The following is a 19,011-nucleotide window of genomic DNA, read 5'->3' on the forward strand; positions in this document are numbered from 1 at the left end:
ATTTCACCGACTTTATCCCCGTGGCAATTTAGCTGCAACAACGCTTTTCAATCCCGACGCTGCCTTTTGCCTTGCGAGGTTTTGCTGATGAACATGCCCGAAAACGCCCCTTCGTCCCTGGCCAGCCAACTGAAGTTGGATGCCCACTGGATGCCCTACACCGCCAACCGTAACTTCCAGCGTGACCCGCGCCTGATCGTGGCCGCCGAAGGCAGCTGGTTGACCGATGACAAGGGCCGCAAGGTGTATGACTCATTGTCGGGCCTGTGGACCTGCGGCGCCGGGCACACGCGCAAGGAAATTCAGGAAGCCGTGTCCAAACAACTGGGCACTTTGGACTACTCCCCAGGCTTCCAATACGGTCATCCGTTGTCGTTCCAACTGGCGGAAAAGATTACCGACCTGACCCCAGGCAACTTGAACCACGTGTTCTTCACCGACTCCGGCTCCGAGTGCGCGGACACTGCGGTGAAGATGGTGCGTGCCTACTGGCGCCTGAAGGGCCAAGCCACCAAGACCAAAATGATTGGCCGCGCCCGTGGTTATCATGGCGTGAACATCGCCGGCACCAGTCTGGGCGGCGTGAACGGTAACCGTAAGCTGTTTGGTCAGGGCTTGATGGATGTTGACCATCTGCCGCACACCTTGCTGGCCAGCAATGCATTCTCCCGTGGCATGCCGGAGCAGGGCGGTATCGCCTTGGCCGACGAGCTGCTCAAGTTGATCGAGCTGCACGACGCGTCGAACATCGCTGCGGTGTTTGTCGAGCCGATGGCCGGCTCCGCTGGCGTGCTGGTGCCGCCACAGGGTTATCTCAAGCGCCTGCGTGAAATCTGCGACCAGCACAACATCCTGCTGGTGTTCGACGAAGTGATCACCGGCTTTGGCCGTACTGGCTCGATGTTCGGTGCCGACAGCTTCGGCGTGACCCCGGACCTGATGTGCATCGCCAAGCAAGTCACCAACGGCGCGATCCCGATGGGCGCGGTGATTGCCAGCAGCGAGATCTATCAGACCTTCATGAACCAGGCGACGCCGGAGTACGCGGTGGAATTCCCCCACGGCTACACCTACTCGGCGCATCCGGTGGCTTGCGCGGCGGGCCTTGCGGCATTGGACCTGTTGCAGAAAGAAAACCTGGTGCAGAGCGTGGCCGAAGTCGCCCCGCACTTTGAGAATGCGCTGCATGGCTTGAAAGGCAGCAAAAACGTGATCGATATTCGTAACTACGGCTTGGCCGGTGCGATCCAGATTGCCCCGCGTGACGGTGATGCCATCGTGCGTCCATTCGAGGCCGGCATGGCCTTGTGGAGAGCCGGTTTCTACGTGCGCTTTGGCGGCGACACCCTGCAGTTCGGGCCAACCTTCAACAGCAAGCCGCAGGACCTGGATCGTCTGTTCGACGCGGTCGGCGAAGTGCTGAACAAAATCGACTGATTTCTCCTTCTATATAAAACAACTTTTCAGGAGCCCTGCATGAGCCTTATCCAGCACTTGATCAACGGTGAGTTGGTCAACGACAGCGGCCGTAGCGCCGACGTGTACAACCCGTCTACCGGCCAGGTGATTCACCAGGTGCCGTTGGCCAGCCGTGAAACCATTCAACAGGCGATCGACTCGGCCAAGGCGGCGTTCCCGGCCTGGCGTAATACTCCACCGGCCAAGCGTGCCCAGGTGATGTTTCGTTTCAAGCAATTGCTGGAGCAGAACGAAGCACGTATCTCGCAGTTGATCAGCGAAGAGCACGGCAAGACCTTGGAGGACGCTGCGGGCGAATTGAAACGCGGTATCGAGAACGTCGAGTACGCGTGCTCGGCGCCGGAGATTCTCAAGGGCGAGTACAGCCGTAACGTGGGGCCGAATATTGATGCCTGGTCGGACTTTCAGCCGCTGGGCGTAGTGGCGGGTATTACACCGTTCAATTTCCCGGCGATGGTTCCGCTGTGGATGTACCCGCTGGCGATTGTCTGCGGTAACTGTTTCATCCTGAAACCTTCGGAGCGTGATCCAAGCTCTACGCTGCTGATCGCGCAATTGCTGCAGGAAGCCGGGCTGCCTAAAGGCGTGTTGAGCGTGGTGCACGGCGACAAGGGCGCGGTGGATGCGCTGATCGAAGCGCCGGAAGTCAAGGCGCTGAGCTTTGTGGGCTCGACGCCGATTGCCGAGTACATCTATTCCGAAGCGACCAAACGCGGCAAACGCGTGCAGGCACTGGGCGGGGCGAAGAACCACGCGGTGTTGATGCCGGATGCAGACCTGGACAATGCCGTGAGTGCATTGATGGGCGCGGCGTATGGTTCCTGCGGTGAGCGTTGCATGGCCATCTCGGTAGCGGTATGCGTGGGAGATCAGGTGGCGGATGCGTTGATTGCCAAGCTGGTGCCGCAGGTGAAGGCGCTGAAGATCGGCGCAGGCACTTCGTGTGGCCTGGATATGGGGCCGTTGGTGACGGGCCAGGCGCGGGACAAGGTCAGTGGCTATATAGAAGACGGTGTGGCTTCGGGCGCTGAGCTGGTAGTGGATGGTCGTGGGTTGAGTATTGCGGGCCATGAAGAAGGCTTCTTCCTCGGTGGCAGCCTGTTTGATCGCGTGACCCCTGAGATGCGTATCTATAAAGAAGAGATCTTTGGGCCGGTGCTGTGTGTGGTTCGGGTGAACAGCCTGGAAGCGGCGATGCAGCTGATCAACGACCATGAATATGGCAACGGCACCTGCATCTTTACGCGTGACGGTGAAGCTGCGCGCCTGTTCTGTGACGAAATTGAAGTGGGCATGGTCGGTGTGAACGTGCCACTGCCGGTACCGGTGGCGTATCACAGCTTTGGCGGCTGGAAGCGCTCGCTGTTTGGCGACCTGCATGCCTATGGGCCGGATGGGGTGCGTTTCTATACGCGTCGCAAGGCGATTACCCAGCGCTGGCCGCAGCGGGCCAGTCATGAAGCGTCGCAGTTTGCCTTTCCTAGTTTGTAAGGCGTTGTAGTTGAAAGCCGGCCCCTCGGGGCCGGCTTTTGCGTTTCTGGGGGCTTTTTGACCGATATGACAGAAATGTGAAAAAAGGTGTTGACGGCAGAGTCTGGAAGTCTATAATTCGCCCCACTTCCGGCGCAGTCGAAACGGAAAACTCCTTGGTAAACAAAGAGTTACGCAGAATTCGACAGCGAGTTGCTTCAGTTCATCGAAGCCCAGAAGGAGTTGGTAGAGCGGTGTTGTTTGGCTCTATTAACGTTTCGATCTTCTCGGTCGAAAGCGGAGAAAAAGAGGTGTTGACAGCAGCGTGTAACGCTGTAGAATTCGCCTCCCGCTAACGAGAGATCGGAAGCGCAAGTGGTTGAAGTTGTTGAAGAAATCTTCGAAAACTTCTGAAAATAATCACTTGACAGCAAATGAGGCTGCTGTAGAATGCGCGCCTCGGTTGAGACGAAAGATCTTAACCAACCGCTCTTTAACAACTGAATCAAGCAATTCGTGTGGGTGCTTGTGGAGTCAGACTGATAGTCAACAAGATTATCAGCATCACAAGTTACTCCGCGAGAAATCAAAGATGTAACCAACGATTGCTGAGCCAAGTTTAGGGTTTCTTAAAAACCCAAAGATGTTTGAACTGAAGAGTTTGATCATGGCTCAGATTGAACGCTGGCGGCAGGCCTAACACATGCAAGTCGAGCGGTAGAGAGAAGCTTGCTTCTCTTGAGAGCGGCGGACGGGTGAGTAATGCCTAGGAATCTGCCTGGTAGTGGGGGATAACGTTCGGAAACGGACGCTAATACCGCATACGTCCTACGGGAGAAAGCAGGGGACCTTCGGGCCTTGCGCTATCAGATGAGCCTAGGTCGGATTAGCTAGTTGGTGAGGTAATGGCTCACCAAGGCGACGATCCGTAACTGGTCTGAGAGGATGATCAGTCACACTGGAACTGAGACACGGTCCAGACTCCTACGGGAGGCAGCAGTGGGGAATATTGGACAATGGGCGAAAGCCTGATCCAGCCATGCCGCGTGTGTGAAGAAGGTCTTCGGATTGTAAAGCACTTTAAGTTGGGAGGAAGGGCAGTTACCTAATACGTAATTGTTTTGACGTTACCGACAGAATAAGCACCGGCTAACTCTGTGCCAGCAGCCGCGGTAATACAGAGGGTGCAAGCGTTAATCGGAATTACTGGGCGTAAAGCGCGCGTAGGTGGTTTGTTAAGTTGGATGTGAAATCCCCGGGCTCAACCTGGGAACTGCATTCAAAACTGACTGACTAGAGTATGGTAGAGGGTGGTGGAATTTCCTGTGTAGCGGTGAAATGCGTAGATATAGGAAGGAACACCAGTGGCGAAGGCGACCACCTGGACTAATACTGACACTGAGGTGCGAAAGCGTGGGGAGCAAACAGGATTAGATACCCTGGTAGTCCACGCCGTAAACGATGTCAACTAGCCGTTGGAAGCCTTGAGCTTTTAGTGGCGCAGCTAACGCATTAAGTTGACCGCCTGGGGAGTACGGCCGCAAGGTTAAAACTCAAATGAATTGACGGGGGCCCGCACAAGCGGTGGAGCATGTGGTTTAATTCGAAGCAACGCGAAGAACCTTACCAGGCCTTGACATCCAATGAACTTTCTAGAGATAGATTGGTGCCTTCGGGAGCATTGAGACAGGTGCTGCATGGCTGTCGTCAGCTCGTGTCGTGAGATGTTGGGTTAAGTCCCGTAACGAGCGCAACCCTTGTCCTTAGTTACCAGCACGTAATGGTGGGCACTCTAAGGAGACTGCCGGTGACAAACCGGAGGAAGGTGGGGATGACGTCAAGTCATCATGGCCCTTACGGCCTGGGCTACACACGTGCTACAATGGTCGGTACAGAGGGTTGCCAAGCCGCGAGGTGGAGCTAATCCCATAAAACCGATCGTAGTCCGGATCGCAGTCTGCAACTCGACTGCGTGAAGTCGGAATCGCTAGTAATCGCGAATCAGAATGTCGCGGTGAATACGTTCCCGGGCCTTGTACACACCGCCCGTCACACCATGGGAGTGGGTTGCACCAGAAGTAGCTAGTCTAACCTTCGGGAGGACGGTTACCACGGTGTGATTCATGACTGGGGTGAAGTCGTAACAAGGTAGCCGTAGGGGAACCTGCGGCTGGATCACCTCCTTAATCGACGACATCAGCTGCTCCATAAGTTCCCACACGAATTGCTTGATTCATTGAAGAAGACGATAAGAAGCAGCCCGAAATTGGGTCTGTAGCTCAGTTGGTTAGAGCGCACCCCTGATAAGGGTGAGGTCGGCAGTTCGAATCTGCCCAGACCCACCAATTTTGTGTGGGAAACGCCTGTAGAAATACGGGGCCATAGCTCAGCTGGGAGAGCGCCTGCCTTGCACGCAGGAGGTCAACGGTTCGATCCCGTTTGGCTCCACCACTACTGCTTCTGAAAGTTTTGAAAGCTTAGAAATGAGCATTCCATCAGGTTGATGGTGAATGTTGATTTCTAGTCTTTGATTAGATCGTTCTTTAAAAATTTGGGTATGTGATAGAAAGATAGACTGAACGTTGCTTTCACTGGTAACGGATCAGGCTAAGGTAAAATTTGTGAGTTCTCTTAACTGAGAAATTCGAATTTTCGGCGAATGTTGTCTTCACAGTATAACCAGATTGCTTGGGGTTATATGGTCAAGTGAAGAAGCGCATACGGTGGATGCCTTGGCAGTCAGAGGCGATGAAAGACGTGGTAGCCTGCGAAAAGCTTCGGGGAGTCGGCAAACAGACTTTGATCCGGAGATGTCTGAATGGGGGAACCCAGCCATCATAAGATGGTTACCTTACACTGAATACATAGGTGTAAGGGGCGAACCAGGGGAACTGAAACATCTAAGTACCCTGAGGAAAAGAAATCAACCGAGATTCCCTTAGTAGTGGCGAGCGAACGGGGACTAGCCCTTAAGTGGCTTTGAGATTAGCGGAACGCTCTGGAAAGTGCGGCCATAGTGGGTGATAGCCCTGTACGCGAAAATCTCTTAGTCATGAAATCGAGTAGGACGGAGCACGAGAAACTTTGTCTGAATATGGGGGGACCATCCTCCAAGGCTAAATACTACTGACTGACCGATAGTGAACTAGTACCGTGAGGGAAAGGCGAAAAGAACCCCGGAGAGGGGAGTGAAATAGATCCTGAAACCGTATGCGTACAAGCAGTGGGAGCAGACTTTGTTCTGTGACTGCGTACCTTTTGTATAATGGGTCAGCGACTTATTTTCAGTGGCGAGCTTAACCGAATAGGGGAGGCGTAGCGAAAGCGAGTCTTAATAGGGCGTCTAGTCGCTGGGAATAGACCCGAAACCGGGCGATCTATCCATGGGCAGGTTGAAGGTTGGGTAACACTAACTGGAGGACCGAACCGACTACCGTTGAAAAGTTAGCGGATGACCTGTGGATCGGAGTGAAAGGCTAATCAAGCTCGGAGATAGCTGGTTCTCCTCGAAAGCTATTTAGGTAGCGCCTCATGTATCACTGTAGGGGGTAGAGCACTGTTTCGGCTAGGGGGTCATCCCGACTTACCAAACCGATGCAAACTCCGAATACCTACAAGTGCCGAGCATGGGAGACACACGGCGGGTGCTAACGTCCGTCGTGAAAAGGGAAACAACCCAGACCGTCAGCTAAGGTCCCAAAGTTATGGTTAAGTGGGAAACGATGTGGGAAGGCTTAGACAGCTAGGAGGTTGGCTTAGAAGCAGCCACCCTTTAAAGAAAGCGTAATAGCTCACTAGTCGAGTCGGCCTGCGCGGAAGATGTAACGGGGCTCAAACCATACACCGAAGCTACGGGTATCACGTAAGTGATGCGGTAGAGGAGCGTTCTGTAAGCCTGTGAAGGTGAGTTGAGAAGCTTGCTGGAGGTATCAGAAGTGCGAATGCTGACATGAGTAACGACAATGGGTGTGAAAAACACCCACGCCGAAAGACCAAGGTTTCCTGCGCAACGTTAATCGACGCAGGGTTAGTCGGTCCCTAAGGCGAGGCTGAAAAGCGTAGTCGATGGAAAACAGGTTAATATTCCTGTACTTCTGGTTATTGCGATGGAGGGACGGAGAAGGCTAGGCCAGCTTGGCGTTGGTTGTCCAAGTTTAAGGTGGTAGGCTGGAATCTTAGGTAAATCCGGGATTCTAAGGCCGAGAGCTGATGACGAGTTAACTTTTAGTTAACGAAGTGGTTGATGCCATGCTTCCAAGAAAAGCTTCTAAGCTTCAGGTAACCAGGAACCGTACCCCAAACCGACACAGGTGGTTGGGTAGAGAATACCAAGGCGCTTGAGAGAACTCGGGTGAAGGAACTAGGCAAAATGGCACCGTAACTTCGGGAGAAGGTGCGCCGGTGAGGGTGAAGGACTTGCTCCGTAAGCTCATGCCGGTCGAAGATACCAGGCCGCTGCGACTGTTTATTAAAAACACAGCACTCTGCAAACACGAAAGTGGACGTATAGGGTGTGACGCCTGCCCGGTGCCGGAAGGTTAATTGATGGGGTTAGCTAACGCGAAGCTCTTGATCGAAGCCCCGGTAAACGGCGGCCGTAACTATAACGGTCCTAAGGTAGCGAAATTCCTTGTCGGGTAAGTTCCGACCTGCACGAATGGCGTAACGATGGCGGCGCTGTCTCCACCCGAGACTCAGTGAAATTGAAATCGCTGTGAAGATGCAGTGTATCCGCGGCTAGACGGAAAGACCCCGTGAACCTTTACTATAGCTTTGCACTGGACTTTGAATTTGCTTGTGTAGGATAGGTGGGAGGCTTTGAAGCGTGGACGCCAGTCTGCGTGGAGCCAACCTTGAAATACCACCCTGGCAACTTTGAGGTTCTAACTCAGGTCCGTTATCCGGATCGAGGACAGTGTATGGTGGGTAGTTTGACTGGGGCGGTCTCCTCCTAAAGAGTAACGGAGGAGTACGAAGGTGCGCTCAGACCGGTCGGAAATCGGTCGTAGAGTATAAAGGCAAAAGCGCGCTTGACTGCGAGACAGACACGTCGAGCAGGTACGAAAGTAGGTCTTAGTGATCCGGTGGTTCTGTATGGAAGGGCCATCGCTCAACGGATAAAAGGTACTCCGGGGATAACAGGCTGATACCGCCCAAGAGTTCATATCGACGGCGGTGTTTGGCACCTCGATGTCGGCTCATCACATCCTGGGGCTGAAGCCGGTCCCAAGGGTATGGCTGTTCGCCATTTAAAGTGGTACGCGAGCTGGGTTTAGAACGTCGTGAGACAGTTCGGTCCCTATCTGCCGTGGACGTTTGAGATTTGAGAGGGGCTGCTCCTAGTACGAGAGGACCGGAGTGGACGAACCTCTGGTGTTCCGGTTGTCACGCCAGTGGCATTGCCGGGTAGCTATGTTCGGAATAGATAACCGCTGAAAGCATCTAAGCGGGAAACTAGCCTCAAGATGAGATCTCACTGGAACCTTGAGTTCCCTGAAGGGCCGTCGAAGACTACGACGTTGATAGGTTGGGTGTGTAAGCGCTGTGAGGCGTTGAGCTAACCAATACTAATTGCCCGTGAGGCTTGACCATATAACACCCAAGCAATTTGAGTCGAAAGGCCAGATTGCGGTGTGTGAAGACGAAATGAACCGAAAGTTCGACGTTCACAAAACACCGAAAGCTATCACATACCCAATTTGCTGAAGCGAGACCACTTGGTCACGACTCAGTACCCGAATTTCTTGACGACCATAGAGCATTGGAACCACCTGATCCCATCCCGAACTCAGCAGTGAAACGATGCATCGCCGATGGTAGTGTGGGGTTTCCCCATGTGAGAGTAGGTCATCGTCAAGATTAAATTCCAGAACCCCTGTTTGCTAACGCAAACAGGGGTTTTGTTTTGGGCGGTCGAAAAGGAACTACAGCACCGATAAGGCTTACATGCCGCCAGCCCATTAAAGTAACGCGCTGCCCGGGTGTAAGAGCCCCCCCGTTTAGATCGATCCCCCCCAGTTTCTCCCGACAAATTTGCACAGTTATTTCTGAACCAGACCACTAGAATAGGCACCTAACCTTTTTTAGAGTTCGAGCCCTATCTATGCCCGATCCAGTTGATACCCTTAAGGTGTCGGACTTACCACTGGAGGATCTGGTGGCATGCCACGAGTGCGACTTGCTGATGTGCAAACCCGTACTCGCCCTCGGTGAAAAAGCCCAATGCCCGCGTTGCGGTTACGAGCTGTACGCTCACCGTCACAACGTCGTTGAACGAAGCCTGGCCCTCGTGCTCGCGGCGCTGTTGCTCTACATCCCTGCGAACTTTTTACCCATCATGCAGCTCAATCTACTCGGGCAGTCCTCGGAAGACACCGTGTGGAGCGGCGTTGTCGGCCTGTTCGATACCGGCATGCAAGGCGTCGCGGCCGTAGTGTTCCTGTGCAGCATGGGCATTCCCCTGCTCAAGTTGCTCTGCCAACTGGCAGTGCTGCTCAGCATTCGCTGGAAGGTCGGCCGCAGTTACGGGCTGTTGCTCTACCGTATTTACCACCACCTGAAGGACTGGGGGATGTTGGAGGTGTACCTGATGGGCGTGCTCGTGGCGATCGTCAAGCTCGCTGACATGGCCTCCATCACGATCGGCGTGGGTCTGGTCTGCTTCATCAGTCTATTAATGGTTCAGGTACTGCTTGAGGTGGTGATGTCGCCCCACCAGATCTGGCAAGCGTTGTCAGGAGAGGATGATCATGCGGGCGATTGATGCAGGCATTCTGATTTGTACCGAATGTCACGAGCTGAACAAGCAAGAGGCTGATACCGATGAGCAGCTCTGCACGCGTTGCGGTGCGCTGATTCATGCCCGCCGGCCCAACAGCCTCACACGTACCTGGGCCTTGCTGATCACGGCGGCGATCTTGTACATCCCCGCCAACCTATTACCAATTATGACCATCAACTCCCTTGGCCAGGGCGATCCAAGTACCATTATGGCCGGCGTGATCCAACTGGTTCAGCACGGCATGTTCCCTATCGCCGCGGTGGTGTTTATCGCCAGTATCCTGGTGCCGACGTTCAAGCTGATCGGCATCGGCCTGCTACTGTTCTCGGTGCAGCGTCATCAGCCGCTGTCCGCGCAGCAACGCATTATCATGTACCGCTTTATCGAATTCATTGGCCGCTGGTCCATGCTGGATATCTTCGTGATCGCCATCCTGGTGGCGGTTGTTAACTTTGGGCGACTTGCCAGTGTCGAGGCCAATCTCGGTGCTGCAGCGTTCGCCAGTGTGGTGATCTTGACGATGCTTGCCGCAGTAACTTTTGATCCCCGACTGATTTGGGACAACACGGAGTCGGACGACGACCATGAGTGATTTGCCAAAAGCTAAAACCCGCCCAGCCTCCAACTGGTCGGCCATTTGGGTGTTGCCACTGGTTGCCCTGATCATCGGCGGCTGGCTGGGGTGGCGTGCCTACTCCCAGCAAGGTCTGGAGATCCAGGTGCGCTTTGAAAGTGGCGAAGGTATCCAGGCCAACAAGACCGAAGTGGTCTACAAGGGGATGTCCGTCGGCAAGGTCAAGACCCTGGCCCTGGACGACGAGGGCAGCAATCGCGGGGTGATTGCCACCATCGAGATGAACAAGGATGTCGAGCAATACCTGAAGACCAACACACGCTTCTGGCTGGTAAAACCCAGCGTCAGCCTTGCCGGCATCACTGGCCTGGAAACCCTGGTCTCGGGCAACTACATTGCCGCCAGCCCGGGCGACGGCGAGCCCACCCGCAAGTTCAAGGCCCTCTCCGAAGAGCCGCCTTTATCTGACGCCAAGCCCGGCTTGCACCTGACGATCAAGGCCGACCGCCTCGGCTCGCTCAACCGTGGCAGCCCGGTGTTTTACAAACAGATTCAGGTCGGCCAGGTCAAAAGCTACCTGCTGTCGGAAGACCAGAGCACGGTCGAGATCAAGGTCTACATCGAGCCGACCTACGCCAGCCTGGTGCGCAAACACACACGTTTCTGGAACGCCAGCGGCATCAGCATCGACGCCAACCTCTCTGGCGTCAAAGTGCGCAGCGAATCCCTCTCCAGCATCGTCGCCGGCGGCATTGCGTTCGCCACCCCCGAGAATCGCAAGGACAGCCCGCCGACCGATCCAAGCCTGCCTTTCCGACTCTACGAAGATTTCGACGCCGCCGCAGCCGGCATCAAGGTCAAGGTCAAACTCACCGACTTCGAAGGCCTGCAAGCCGGGCGTACGCCGGTCATGTACAAGGGCATCCAGGTTGGTAGCCTGAAAACCTTGAAGATTGACCCGGACTTGTCCAGCGCCAATGCCGAGTTGACCCTCGACCCACTGGCCGAAGACTACCTGGTGCAAGACACGCAGTTCTGGGTGGTCAAGCCGTCCATCTCGCTGGCCGGTATCACCGGTTTGGAAGCACTGGTCAAAGGTAACTACATCGCCATTCGTCCCGGCGACAAGGGCAGCGCTCCACAGCGTGAGTTCGTCGCCCGGGCCAAGGCGCCGCCGTTGGACCTGCGCTCCCCAGGCCTGCACATGGTGCTGTTCACCGACAACCTCGGCTCCCTGGATGTCGGCAGCCCGATCCTCTACAAACAAGTCAAAGTCGGTTCGGTGCAGAGCTACCAGTTCTCGCGCAAAAACAAACAATTAGTGATCGGCGTTCATATCGAGAAGGAGTACGAGAACCTGGTCAACGGCTCCACGCGCTTCTGGAATGCCAGCGGTGTAACGCTGACTGGTGGCCTCACCGGCGGTATCCAAGTGAAAAGTGAATCCCTGGCCAGTCTGATGGCCGGTGGTATCGCCTTCGAAACCCCGGAACCGAACGTACCGCTGAAAAAACGCATCCCGCGTTTCCGCCTGTTTGCCGACCGCGAGGCTGCCAACCAACATGGCACCCTGGTGACCATCAAGGTTGACCGCGCCGACGGTCTGCGCCCTGGCACTCCGGTACGCTTCAAAGGCCTGGACGTAGGCAAGATCGAAAGTGTCGACCTGAGTGCCGACATGCAGTCGGTATTGCTTAGCGCGCGCATCACTCAAGTCGCCGATCGGATCGCTCGCGCGGGCAGTCAATTCTGGGTGGTCAAGCCTGAGCTGGGCCTGATGAAAACCTCGAACCTGGAAACCCTGGTGACCGGCCAATACATCGAGGTACAGCCCTCGGCGAAAAACGCCGGCCCGCAAAAAGCCTTCGTCGCGTTGGACAAACCGCCAGAGGCAGCTCATCAGGAAGAAGGCCTGAGCCTGGTCCTCAGCGCCGCACGCCGCGGCTCGTTGAAAGAAGGCGTACCGGTCACTTACCGCGAAGTCACCGTCGGCAAAGTCACCGGCTACGAGCTGGGCCAGACCGCCGACCGCGTGCTGATCCACATCCTGATCGAGCCCAAATACGCGCCGCTGGTACGCAGCGGCAGCCGGTTCTGGAACACCAGCGGCTTCGGCCTCGACTTCGGCCTGTTCAAAGGCGCGACGGTACGTACCGAATCTTTGGAGACGCTGGTCGCGGGCGGCATCGCCTTCGCCACGCCGGACGGCGAGCGCATGGGTAACGCCGCGCGCCCGCAGCAGACCTTCCCGCTGTTCGACAAATTTGAAGATGAATGGCTGACCTGGGCACCTAAGATTCCGCTCGGCAAATAAACCGAGGCGCGTCTATCGCGGGCAACCCCGGCTCCCACAGGAGATATGCATTCCAATGTGGGAGCGGGCTTGCCCGCGATGAGGCCATCAGCAACACCGCAAAAAACCAACAAAAAAGGCCGCGATCCATAAAATCGCGGCCTTTTTGCATTTCAGCTCAGCCGATCAAACCTCATCCAACTCCGGCTCATCTGCCTGCACATTCACCGTCGCTTTCACCACATCGTGACGACGGATGTACTTCCAATCAGCCTCATCAATGTAGATACCATTCGGCCCGCTGCCGCCTTCCAGGTCGATCGCCACTTGGGCGGACACCTGCGGCTTCACACTGGCCAGAATCGGCACAAAGCCCAGCTGCAAGCTGGTTTCCAGCAACGCCGCCTGGTTCTTCTCATCGATGTCCGCCGCTTCATCCAGGTAGTACGGCAAGCGCACGCGCCCTGCCTGGTCACGGTCCATCAAGTGCAACAACAAGTACATGTTGGTCAGCGCCTTGATGGTCATGGTGGTGCCGTTGGACGCCGCGCCATCAATGTCGGTGTGAATCACCGGCTGGCCGTGGACCTTAGTGATCTCGAACGCCAGCTCGAACAAGTCCTTGAGGCCCAACTGGTTATGGTTCGCGGCCACGAGGCGGGCCAGGTATTCCTTGGCCTCTTCGTTCTTGTTGTCCTGCTCGGCGCTTTGGCTGAGGTCGAACACCGACAGCGTCTCGCCTTCTTCATACTGACCGGCACTGTGGATGATCTGGTCGATATGCTTGAGGGCTTCCTTGTTCGGCGCCAGCACGATACGGAAGCTCTGCAGGTTGGACACCTGGCGCTTGTTGATCTCGCGGTTGAACAACGCCAACTGGTGTTCCAGGCTGTCGTAGTCGCTGCGGATATTACGCAAGGTGCGCGCGATATCGGTGACGGCGGCACGGCGCGCCTTACCGAGGGTCAGGGCTTCGTCGGTACGGTGCGCATACGCATTGATCAGCAGTTGCAGGCGACGCTCGACGTCATCCTCGCTGTCGAACTTGGCCACACCTTTGAGACGCACCTGCGCATACAAGGCCTCGATCTGGCCATCAGCGCGCAGCAGGCCTTGCCAGCTGTCCTGATAGTCATTGAGCAGCGGCAGCAGGTTGTCCATGGAGTCGTCGACCGGGTCCATGAACGGCGTGCCGAACGGCAAGTCTGCCGGCAACAACTGGCGACGGCGCAGCGCATCATCCAGCGTGCGTTGCTTGGCTTCCATATCGCCGATCTGGCGGCCGACCAATTGCAGTTTGGCCGACAGTTGCTGCACGCGTTCGGTGAAGGCATCGCTGGAACGCTTCAACTCATCCTGCGCGGCTTCCATCTGGGCCAGGTTTTCCAGCTTCTCGCCTTCTTCGGCGCTCAGTGTCTGCGCGCGACGGAAGTCTTCCAGCGCCTTCTGCGCATCCAGCACTTGCTGGTACAGCGCTTCGGTCTGGGTCTTGCTCGCGGCGCGGTCAGAGGCTACAGCCTGCTGGGTCTTGAGCTGCTTGAGTTCTTTTTCCAGGCGCTCTTTCTGGTCGCGCAACGCCGCGCGATCCGCCAGGGCCTGCAACGCCGGTGGCTCGATGTGGGAGATGTCGATGGACAGCCCCGGCACTTCAAAACGCTCACCTTTGAAGCCGTCGAGGATCTGCTCCAGGGATTTAACCCACTGGCCGTCCTCATCCAGCGTAATGCCATGCTCGCCCAATGGCAGGCTGAACAACGAACTGTTGAACAAGCGCATCAAACGCTCGACATCCTGCTGCGAAAATTCTTCGCGCAGTTTGGCGTAGCTGTTGTTATCGGCGTGATCAAGCTGCTGCTTGACCGACTTCAAGCGCTTTTCCAAATCGCGCAGACGCTCGTCCAGGTCCTCGGCGCTGAACTGTCGCGACTGCGCCAGGGCACCCGCCAATTCGTCGTGGGCATCCTTGGCCGCCAGCAATTGCTGCTCGAGCACCTTGACGTCATCGACCAAGGCAAAACGATGCTTGAGCACCGACAGCTCGCCCAGCCAACGTTGAATGCCACTGATTTCCCGCTCCAGGCGCATCAGCTCCTGGGTGCCGCCTCGCTGATCGTTTTGCAGCGCGTCCTGCTCATTGCGGTAGTGCTCGGCCTGGATGGTCAGCTCTTCCTTGCGCGCACTGGCGTAGTCCGACCAGGTGCCGAGCAACGAATCCAGCAGCGGCGACAAGCGATGCAATTTGCCGCGCAAAATGTCGCGCTGTTTCACGCCGTTGGCCAAGGCTTCAACCAATGGGCCGGCAGCTACCAGCGAGTGGTAGTCCTGCTCCATACGTCGCACATCGCGGAAGGCTTCTTCGCACGCGGCAATGTAATCCACGCTGCCGGAACGCAGGCTGTGTTCGAAGGCATCCAGGAACAACTGCTTGAGCTTGGCCGCGGTGATTTCGCGCATGTGCAGCAAGTTGATAAACAGCGCGCGGAAGGTCTTCAGGCTCTGCTCGCTGGTGGAGCGCAGCGGAATCAGGGTCAGGTCCAACGGGATCGACGTGTGGCCGCCCACCAGCAAACGGCGCAGTTCATCCGGTTTGAGTTCGTAGGCTTTCAGGCCTTCGCGCTCAAGGTTGGTGAACAGCTCTTTCTGACGCAGGCAGGTGTCGTTCTTCTGGTAATGCGCCAGGTCCAACTTGCCGGCATAGGCAAAGAACTGATGGCCAAAACCGCCGCCCGGACCGCGTCCGACCACACCGATCACGTGCGGGCCGTGGGGCAGGGAAACCTCCACGAGGATGTAGCTGGTGTCGGTGGCAAAGTAGAAGCGCCGTGACTGTTCCAGGGTGTATTTGCCGAAACTCATGTCCGACATGCGCGCCAGAATAGGGAATTGCAGGGCGTTGATCGACGCGGATTTACCCAGGTTGTTTGCGCCGTACACCGACAGCGGCTCTTCCAGCGGGAACAGGCCCAAACTGTAACCGGCGGTGTTCAATAGGGCGAAGCGGCGGATGCCGTAGCGTTCCTTACTCATGCATCGGTCTCCTGTTCTTCGGCAATGGCGCGGGCAAGGGCGTCTTCTTCGCTTTCTTCAGCAAAGTCACTGAGGTCCAGCGGGTCGTCGGTCTTGAGCAGTTTTTCATCGCTGTCTTCGTCGATGATCACCGGCGCCGGCAATGGCAACACGCTGTGCACACTGGCCGCGAGGTCGCGGTCCTGCTGCACCGACAGGCACACGTCGAGGAAACGGTGCATCGGCGGCAGGAAGCGATACACGCCGTTGTCTTCGCTGGCAAAACCCAGTTGGGTCATGCGGCGCATGATTTTTTCTTCGAGTTCTTCCTGGGTCTGCACTTCGGCCTGGATAAACAGGTCGCGGTACTTCTCCAGCAGCGACGGCAACTCATCGCGGCCCAGGCTGCCACCGTCGAGCACGGCAATCGGGTCACGGCCCTGGTCGGCCAAGTGCTCGACAATGATGAAGGTGAACAGCGCCAGGCGTTGGGCGGTCTTGTTCACTTGCGCGGCGGCCACGGCGGTGTCCGGCACGAAGTAGTAGAAACCACGCGTGTCGCACACCAGCTCAAAACCCAGGGCCTTGAACAGCGTGCGGTACTGGTCCTGGAAGTTCGACAGTTGCGCGTACAGCTCCGGGTCGCGGCGGCTGACGTGGTAACCCTTGAACAGCTCGCGAAAGATCGGCGCCAGCTGGGACAGTTCGGAAAGATCAAGATGCATAAGGTGTGCTCGCAGAATTCTCGGTAGCGTCGGCGCCGGCCGGGAGCAGGGCGAATGAGCGCAGGCTGACCAGGTGCTCGTGTGTGTGGTAATCGCGGCGTTCCAGGCGTTCGCGCTTGAAGCGTTTTTCACGCGAGAGTCGCGAGAACCAGTACAGCAATTCGTCGGTGGCGCCGTCCGGTTCCTGCTCCAGCAGCCAGGTCATCAGGTCCGGCATCGGCAGCGCGTCTTCGCAGCGCTCGAGCATTTCCTTGACCGTGCGCGGTGCACGCTGGGCGTCGCCCTTGTGGGATTTGTGCGCTTTTGGGAATTTCGCTGGTTTCGGCTCGAAGTTCGCCAGCGCGTACACATAGGCTTCCACCTGGCTCGCGCTGCCGAGAAAGGTGCTTTGCGGCCGGGTAAACATCGGCATCGCCGCCTGAGGCACCGCGTCCAGGCCTTTACGGCGGATGGCCGACAGGGCCAGCGCCGCACCACGGGTCACGGCGTTGTGCCGGCGCGCTTCTTCACGCAACGGCAGCAGCAATTCGCGGGCGTGACGCAAGGTCAGCTGGGCGCTGGTCTGCATTTCGAGGATGCGTGCGTGGGTGCGCAGCAGCATGTCGTCGTCGACCAGGTGGCCGAGGCGCTGTTGCTCGGTGAGCATGCGCAACAGCACATTTTCGACCTTGCGCACGCCTTGTTCGAAGGCACCGTCGGCGTTCACCAGTTGGATCATCGGTTCGACGTACTCATCCCAGGTCGCCAGGACTTCAGCGTAACGCTGGCGCAAAGGGATTTGCCGGTCGCTGGTCTTGGCGCGGTCGGCCACGGCGGCGAGGGCTTGTTCGTCGTTGGCGAGCTTTTTCAGTACATCGCGTACGCGCATGTCCAACAGGCGCAGTTGGCGGGCCAGGTCGTGGCCATCGCGGATGTCGAAGGCGTCTTGGATGTAGCCGGCCAGGCGCTCGAGGTGGCGCAGGTAGGCTTCAATTTCCAGGCACAGGCCAAGCCGGTGCTCCTTGCGAAGATAGGCGAGGAAGTCGTGGATCTGCGCGTTGAGCTCGAAACGGTTCGGGCTCTTGGCGACAGGCACCAGGATATCCAGGCGAATCCACACGTCCAGCAGGCTGGTGATGTCCTGGGGCGTGCTGTCCAGTTGTTGGGCCGCCAGTTGTGCGCGCAGCTCGCTCAGGCTCAGGGTGCCTTGGTCGAAGTGTTCGCACAGTGGCTCAAGCAGGGCCCAGTGTTCGGCGAGGGCGCGCAAGACGCGCTTGGGTTCGATCATCGGAATGGCCGGCTGGTTGGCGATTAAAAGTCGCGATTGTACTGCATCGGGCGCGGGATTTATCCACAGCCGGTCAGTGCACAGTGGGCGATTGTTACCGAACAGCGGTAGAATCCCCGCTCTTTACTTATCCACAAGTGGCCGAGCTGTGCTTATCGAGTCCCGACGTCGCGCTTACTTGACCGCCATGCAGGTGGTCAACTGGCTGCCCCGCACCGAACTGCCGTTTGCCGCCCCGTCGCGGCCCGAGCTGCTGCAGGCGCTTGAGCCCTATGAGGCGTTCGAGGTGTCGGGCGAGGAAGCGGCCGCGCCGGTTGCCGTGGTCAAGCCCACGCCCGAATCGCGCCCTGGCGTTGAGCGGGTGAAGGTCGAAGTGCCGCGCCCGGGCCCCATGGCCAAGCCGGTGGTCGCCGAAGCGGTAACGCCGGTGGCCAAGGCCCCAGTGGTGCCGCCGCCGCGTTTTGCCCTGCAATTATTGCGCGCCGGGCGCTGCCTGTTGCTGGTGGAGTTACCCACAGGCGAGCGCTTCCAGACCCGCGACCCGGCCTACATGCTGCTCAAGGACATGCTGCGCGCTGCCGGCCTGCCCGACAGCCCGCAAATCGTCGGCGACCCGGTGCGCTGGCCGCTGCTGGTGCGCGGCACCATGGACCAAGGCCCGGAAGCCGCGCGAGATTTTGTCCAGGGTTTTGTTTCGGCACGCCTGGAAGACGAACCCTGCGTGTGCCTGTGGCTGATCGGCCTGCCTGCTGTGCGGTTTGCCGGTGAAGCGAATGCCGAAGCCTGGTATCGCGAACTGCAGGTCGAAGGCCTGGGTTCGGTGTGGGCCTTGCCGGGCCTGGAATTATTAATGGAAGAGCCACAGCGTAAGGCTGATGTCTGGCAAGCCATGCGCCGGCTGATGGCGCGCTGGAAAAGTACCGATGAGTGAAGCTTTATCCTTCCGCCCGATGACCGAGGCGGACCTCGACGCTGTACTGAAGATCGAATACGCGGCGTTCAGTCATCCCTGGACCCGCGGGATTTTTCTCGATGGGCTGGGCAAGTACCAGATCTGGCTGATGTTCGAAGGTGAGCAGCAGGTGGGCCACGGCGTGGTGCAGATCATTCTTGATGAAGCGCATCTGCTGAATATTACCGTCAAGCCGGAAAACCAGGGCCGCGGTCTGGGCCTGGCGCTGCTGGAACACTTGATGTCCCGCGCGTATGCCGCCAGTGCGCGGGAATGTTTCCTGGAAGTGCGCGACAGCAATACCGGGGCGTTCCGCCTGTATGAGCGTTATGGTTTCAATGAAATCGGCCGTCGCCGCGATTACTACCCAGCGGTGGGTGGCCGCGAAGATGCGGTTGTGATGGCCTGCACCCTCATCGACTGAACACACAAATCCCATGTGCAAGCAGGCCCTGTGGGAGCTG

At 57.4% G+C, this 19,011-nt stretch carries 10 protein-coding genes, 2 tRNA genes and 3 rRNA genes; 12 read left to right on the forward strand and 3 right to left on the reverse strand.

Going from position 1 to position 19,011, the window contains the following annotated elements:
- Nucleotides 1-87 precede the first annotated feature (87 nt).
- The 10 genes from PspR76_RS03620 to PspR76_RS03670 all read left to right on the forward strand — a co-directional run bounded on the left by PspR76_RS03620 (nucleotide 88) and on the right by PspR76_RS03670 (nucleotide 12,618).
- Complete coding sequence (locus PspR76_RS03620; protein WP_159954006.1) at nucleotides 88-1,437, forward strand: aspartate aminotransferase family protein; 1,350 nt, start codon at nucleotides 88-90, stop codon at nucleotides 1,435-1,437.
- 39 nt (nucleotides 1,438-1,476) lie between these two features.
- Nucleotides 1,477-2,970 carry a CoA-acylating methylmalonate-semialdehyde dehydrogenase gene (locus PspR76_RS03625; RefSeq protein WP_159954007.1) on the forward strand — a complete coding sequence of 498 codons (1,494 nt, stop codon included), beginning with the start codon at nucleotides 1,477-1,479 and terminating at the stop codon, nucleotides 2,968-2,970.
- 628 nt (nucleotides 2,971-3,598) lie between these two features.
- Nucleotides 3,599-5,135 (forward strand): 16S ribosomal RNA (locus tag PspR76_RS03635).
- Nucleotides 5,136-5,217: 82 nt separating this feature from the next.
- Nucleotides 5,218-5,294: transfer RNA gene (locus tag PspR76_RS03640), tRNA-Ile, on the forward strand.
- Between the two features lie 30 nt (nucleotides 5,295-5,324).
- Nucleotides 5,325-5,400 (forward strand) — tRNA-Ala (locus PspR76_RS03645).
- 249 nt (nucleotides 5,401-5,649) lie between these two features.
- Nucleotides 5,650-8,541: ribosomal RNA gene (locus PspR76_RS03650) — 23S ribosomal RNA — on the forward strand.
- A 151-nt stretch (nucleotides 8,542-8,692) separates the two neighbouring features.
- Nucleotides 8,693-8,808: ribosomal RNA gene (rrf, locus tag PspR76_RS03655) — 5S ribosomal RNA — on the forward strand.
- Together the 16S, 23S and 5S rRNA genes with 2 tRNA genes alongside form the textbook arrangement of a ribosomal RNA operon.
- A 244-nt stretch (nucleotides 8,809-9,052) precedes the next feature.
- Entirely contained in the window at nucleotides 9,053-9,712 is a 660-nt protein-coding gene (locus PspR76_RS03660; RefSeq protein ID WP_159954008.1) for a paraquat-inducible protein A, read from the forward strand.
- Nucleotides 9,699-10,322 carry a paraquat-inducible protein A gene (locus PspR76_RS03665; protein ID WP_159954009.1) on the forward strand — a complete coding sequence of 208 codons (624 nt, stop codon included), beginning with the start codon at nucleotides 9,699-9,701 and terminating at the stop codon, nucleotides 10,320-10,322. Before PspR76_RS03660 ends, PspR76_RS03665 begins: the two co-directional genes overlap by 14 nt.
- Nucleotides 10,315-12,618 carry a PqiB family protein gene (locus tag PspR76_RS03670; RefSeq protein ID WP_159954010.1) on the forward strand — a complete coding sequence of 768 codons (2,304 nt, stop codon included), beginning with the start codon at nucleotides 10,315-10,317 and terminating at the stop codon, nucleotides 12,616-12,618. Before PspR76_RS03665 ends, PspR76_RS03670 begins: the two co-directional genes overlap by 8 nt.
- Nucleotides 12,619-12,783: 165 nt before the next feature.
- On the opposite strand, the gene mksF is transcribed toward PspR76_RS03670, so the two are convergent.
- From mksF to mksB, 3 genes are read right to left on the reverse strand one after another with little or no spacing between them, the layout of a single operon-like run.
- Nucleotides 12,784-15,624, reverse strand: a complete 2,841-nt coding sequence (mksF, locus tag PspR76_RS03675; RefSeq protein ID WP_159954011.1) for an Mks condensin complex protein MksF — start codon at nucleotides 15,622-15,624, stop codon at nucleotides 12,784-12,786.
- Nucleotides 15,621-16,328 carry an Mks condensin complex protein MksE gene (gene mksE / locus PspR76_RS03680; protein WP_159954012.1) on the reverse strand — a complete coding sequence of 236 codons (708 nt, stop codon included), beginning with the start codon at nucleotides 16,326-16,328 and terminating at the stop codon, nucleotides 15,621-15,623. The genes mksF and mksE overlap by 4 nt, the downstream gene beginning before the upstream one ends.
- On the reverse strand, nucleotides 16,318-17,595 hold the full coding sequence (gene mksB / locus PspR76_RS03685) for an Mks condensin complex protein MksB (protein ID WP_159954013.1): 1,278 nt from the start codon (nucleotides 17,593-17,595) through the stop codon (nucleotides 16,318-16,320). Before mksB ends, mksE begins: the two co-directional genes overlap by 11 nt.
- 187 nt (nucleotides 17,596-17,782) lie before the next feature.
- Between mksB and PspR76_RS03690 the strand changes: the two genes are divergently transcribed.
- Both PspR76_RS03690 and rimI read left to right on the forward strand, forming a co-directional pair.
- On the forward strand, nucleotides 17,783-18,526 hold the full coding sequence (locus PspR76_RS03690) for an SPOR domain-containing protein (protein ID WP_159961309.1): 744 nt from the start codon (nucleotides 17,783-17,785) through the stop codon (nucleotides 18,524-18,526).
- A complete protein-coding gene (gene rimI / locus PspR76_RS03695; protein ID WP_094948846.1) occupies nucleotides 18,519-18,971 on the forward strand; it encodes a ribosomal protein S18-alanine N-acetyltransferase in 453 nt (150 codons plus the stop codon). Before PspR76_RS03690 ends, rimI begins: the two co-directional genes overlap by 8 nt.
- Nucleotides 18,972-19,011: the final 40 nt, after the last annotated feature.

The sequence above is a fragment of the Pseudomonas sp. R76 genome, from assembly GCF_009834565.1.
Classification (GTDB): Bacteria; Pseudomonadota; Gammaproteobacteria; order Pseudomonadales; family Pseudomonadaceae; genus Aquipseudomonas.

Bases quoted from the DNA above. Each gene is read 5' to 3' on its own strand.
- PspR76_RS03670 (WP_159954010.1), top strand. From the start codon at position 10,315: ATGAGTGATTTGCCAAAAGCTAAAACCCGCCCAGCCTCCAACTGGTCG.
- PspR76_RS03625 (WP_159954007.1), top strand. From the start codon at position 1,477: ATGAGCCTTATCCAGCACTTGATCAACGGTGAGTTGGTCAACGACAGC.
- PspR76_RS03690 (WP_159961309.1), top strand. From the start codon at position 17,783: ATGCAGGTGGTCAACTGGCTGCCCCGCACCGAACTGCCGTTTGCCGCC.
- mksE (WP_159954012.1), bottom strand. From the start codon at position 16,328: ATGCATCTTGATCTTTCCGAACTGTCCCAGCTGGCGCCGATCTTTCGC.
- PspR76_RS03665 (WP_159954009.1), top strand. From the start codon at position 9,699: ATGCGGGCGATTGATGCAGGCATTCTGATTTGTACCGAATGTCACGAG.
- rimI (WP_094948846.1), top strand. From the start codon at position 18,519: ATGAGTGAAGCTTTATCCTTCCGCCCGATGACCGAGGCGGACCTCGAC.
- mksF (WP_159954011.1), bottom strand. From the start codon at position 15,624: ATGAGTAAGGAACGCTACGGCATCCGCCGCTTCGCCCTATTGAACACC.
- mksB (WP_159954013.1), bottom strand. From the start codon at position 17,595: ATGATCGAACCCAAGCGCGTCTTGCGCGCCCTCGCCGAACACTGGGCC.
- PspR76_RS03620 (WP_159954006.1), top strand. From the start codon at position 88: ATGAACATGCCCGAAAACGCCCCTTCGTCCCTGGCCAGCCAACTGAAG.
- PspR76_RS03660 (WP_159954008.1), top strand. From the start codon at position 9,053: ATGCCCGATCCAGTTGATACCCTTAAGGTGTCGGACTTACCACTGGAG.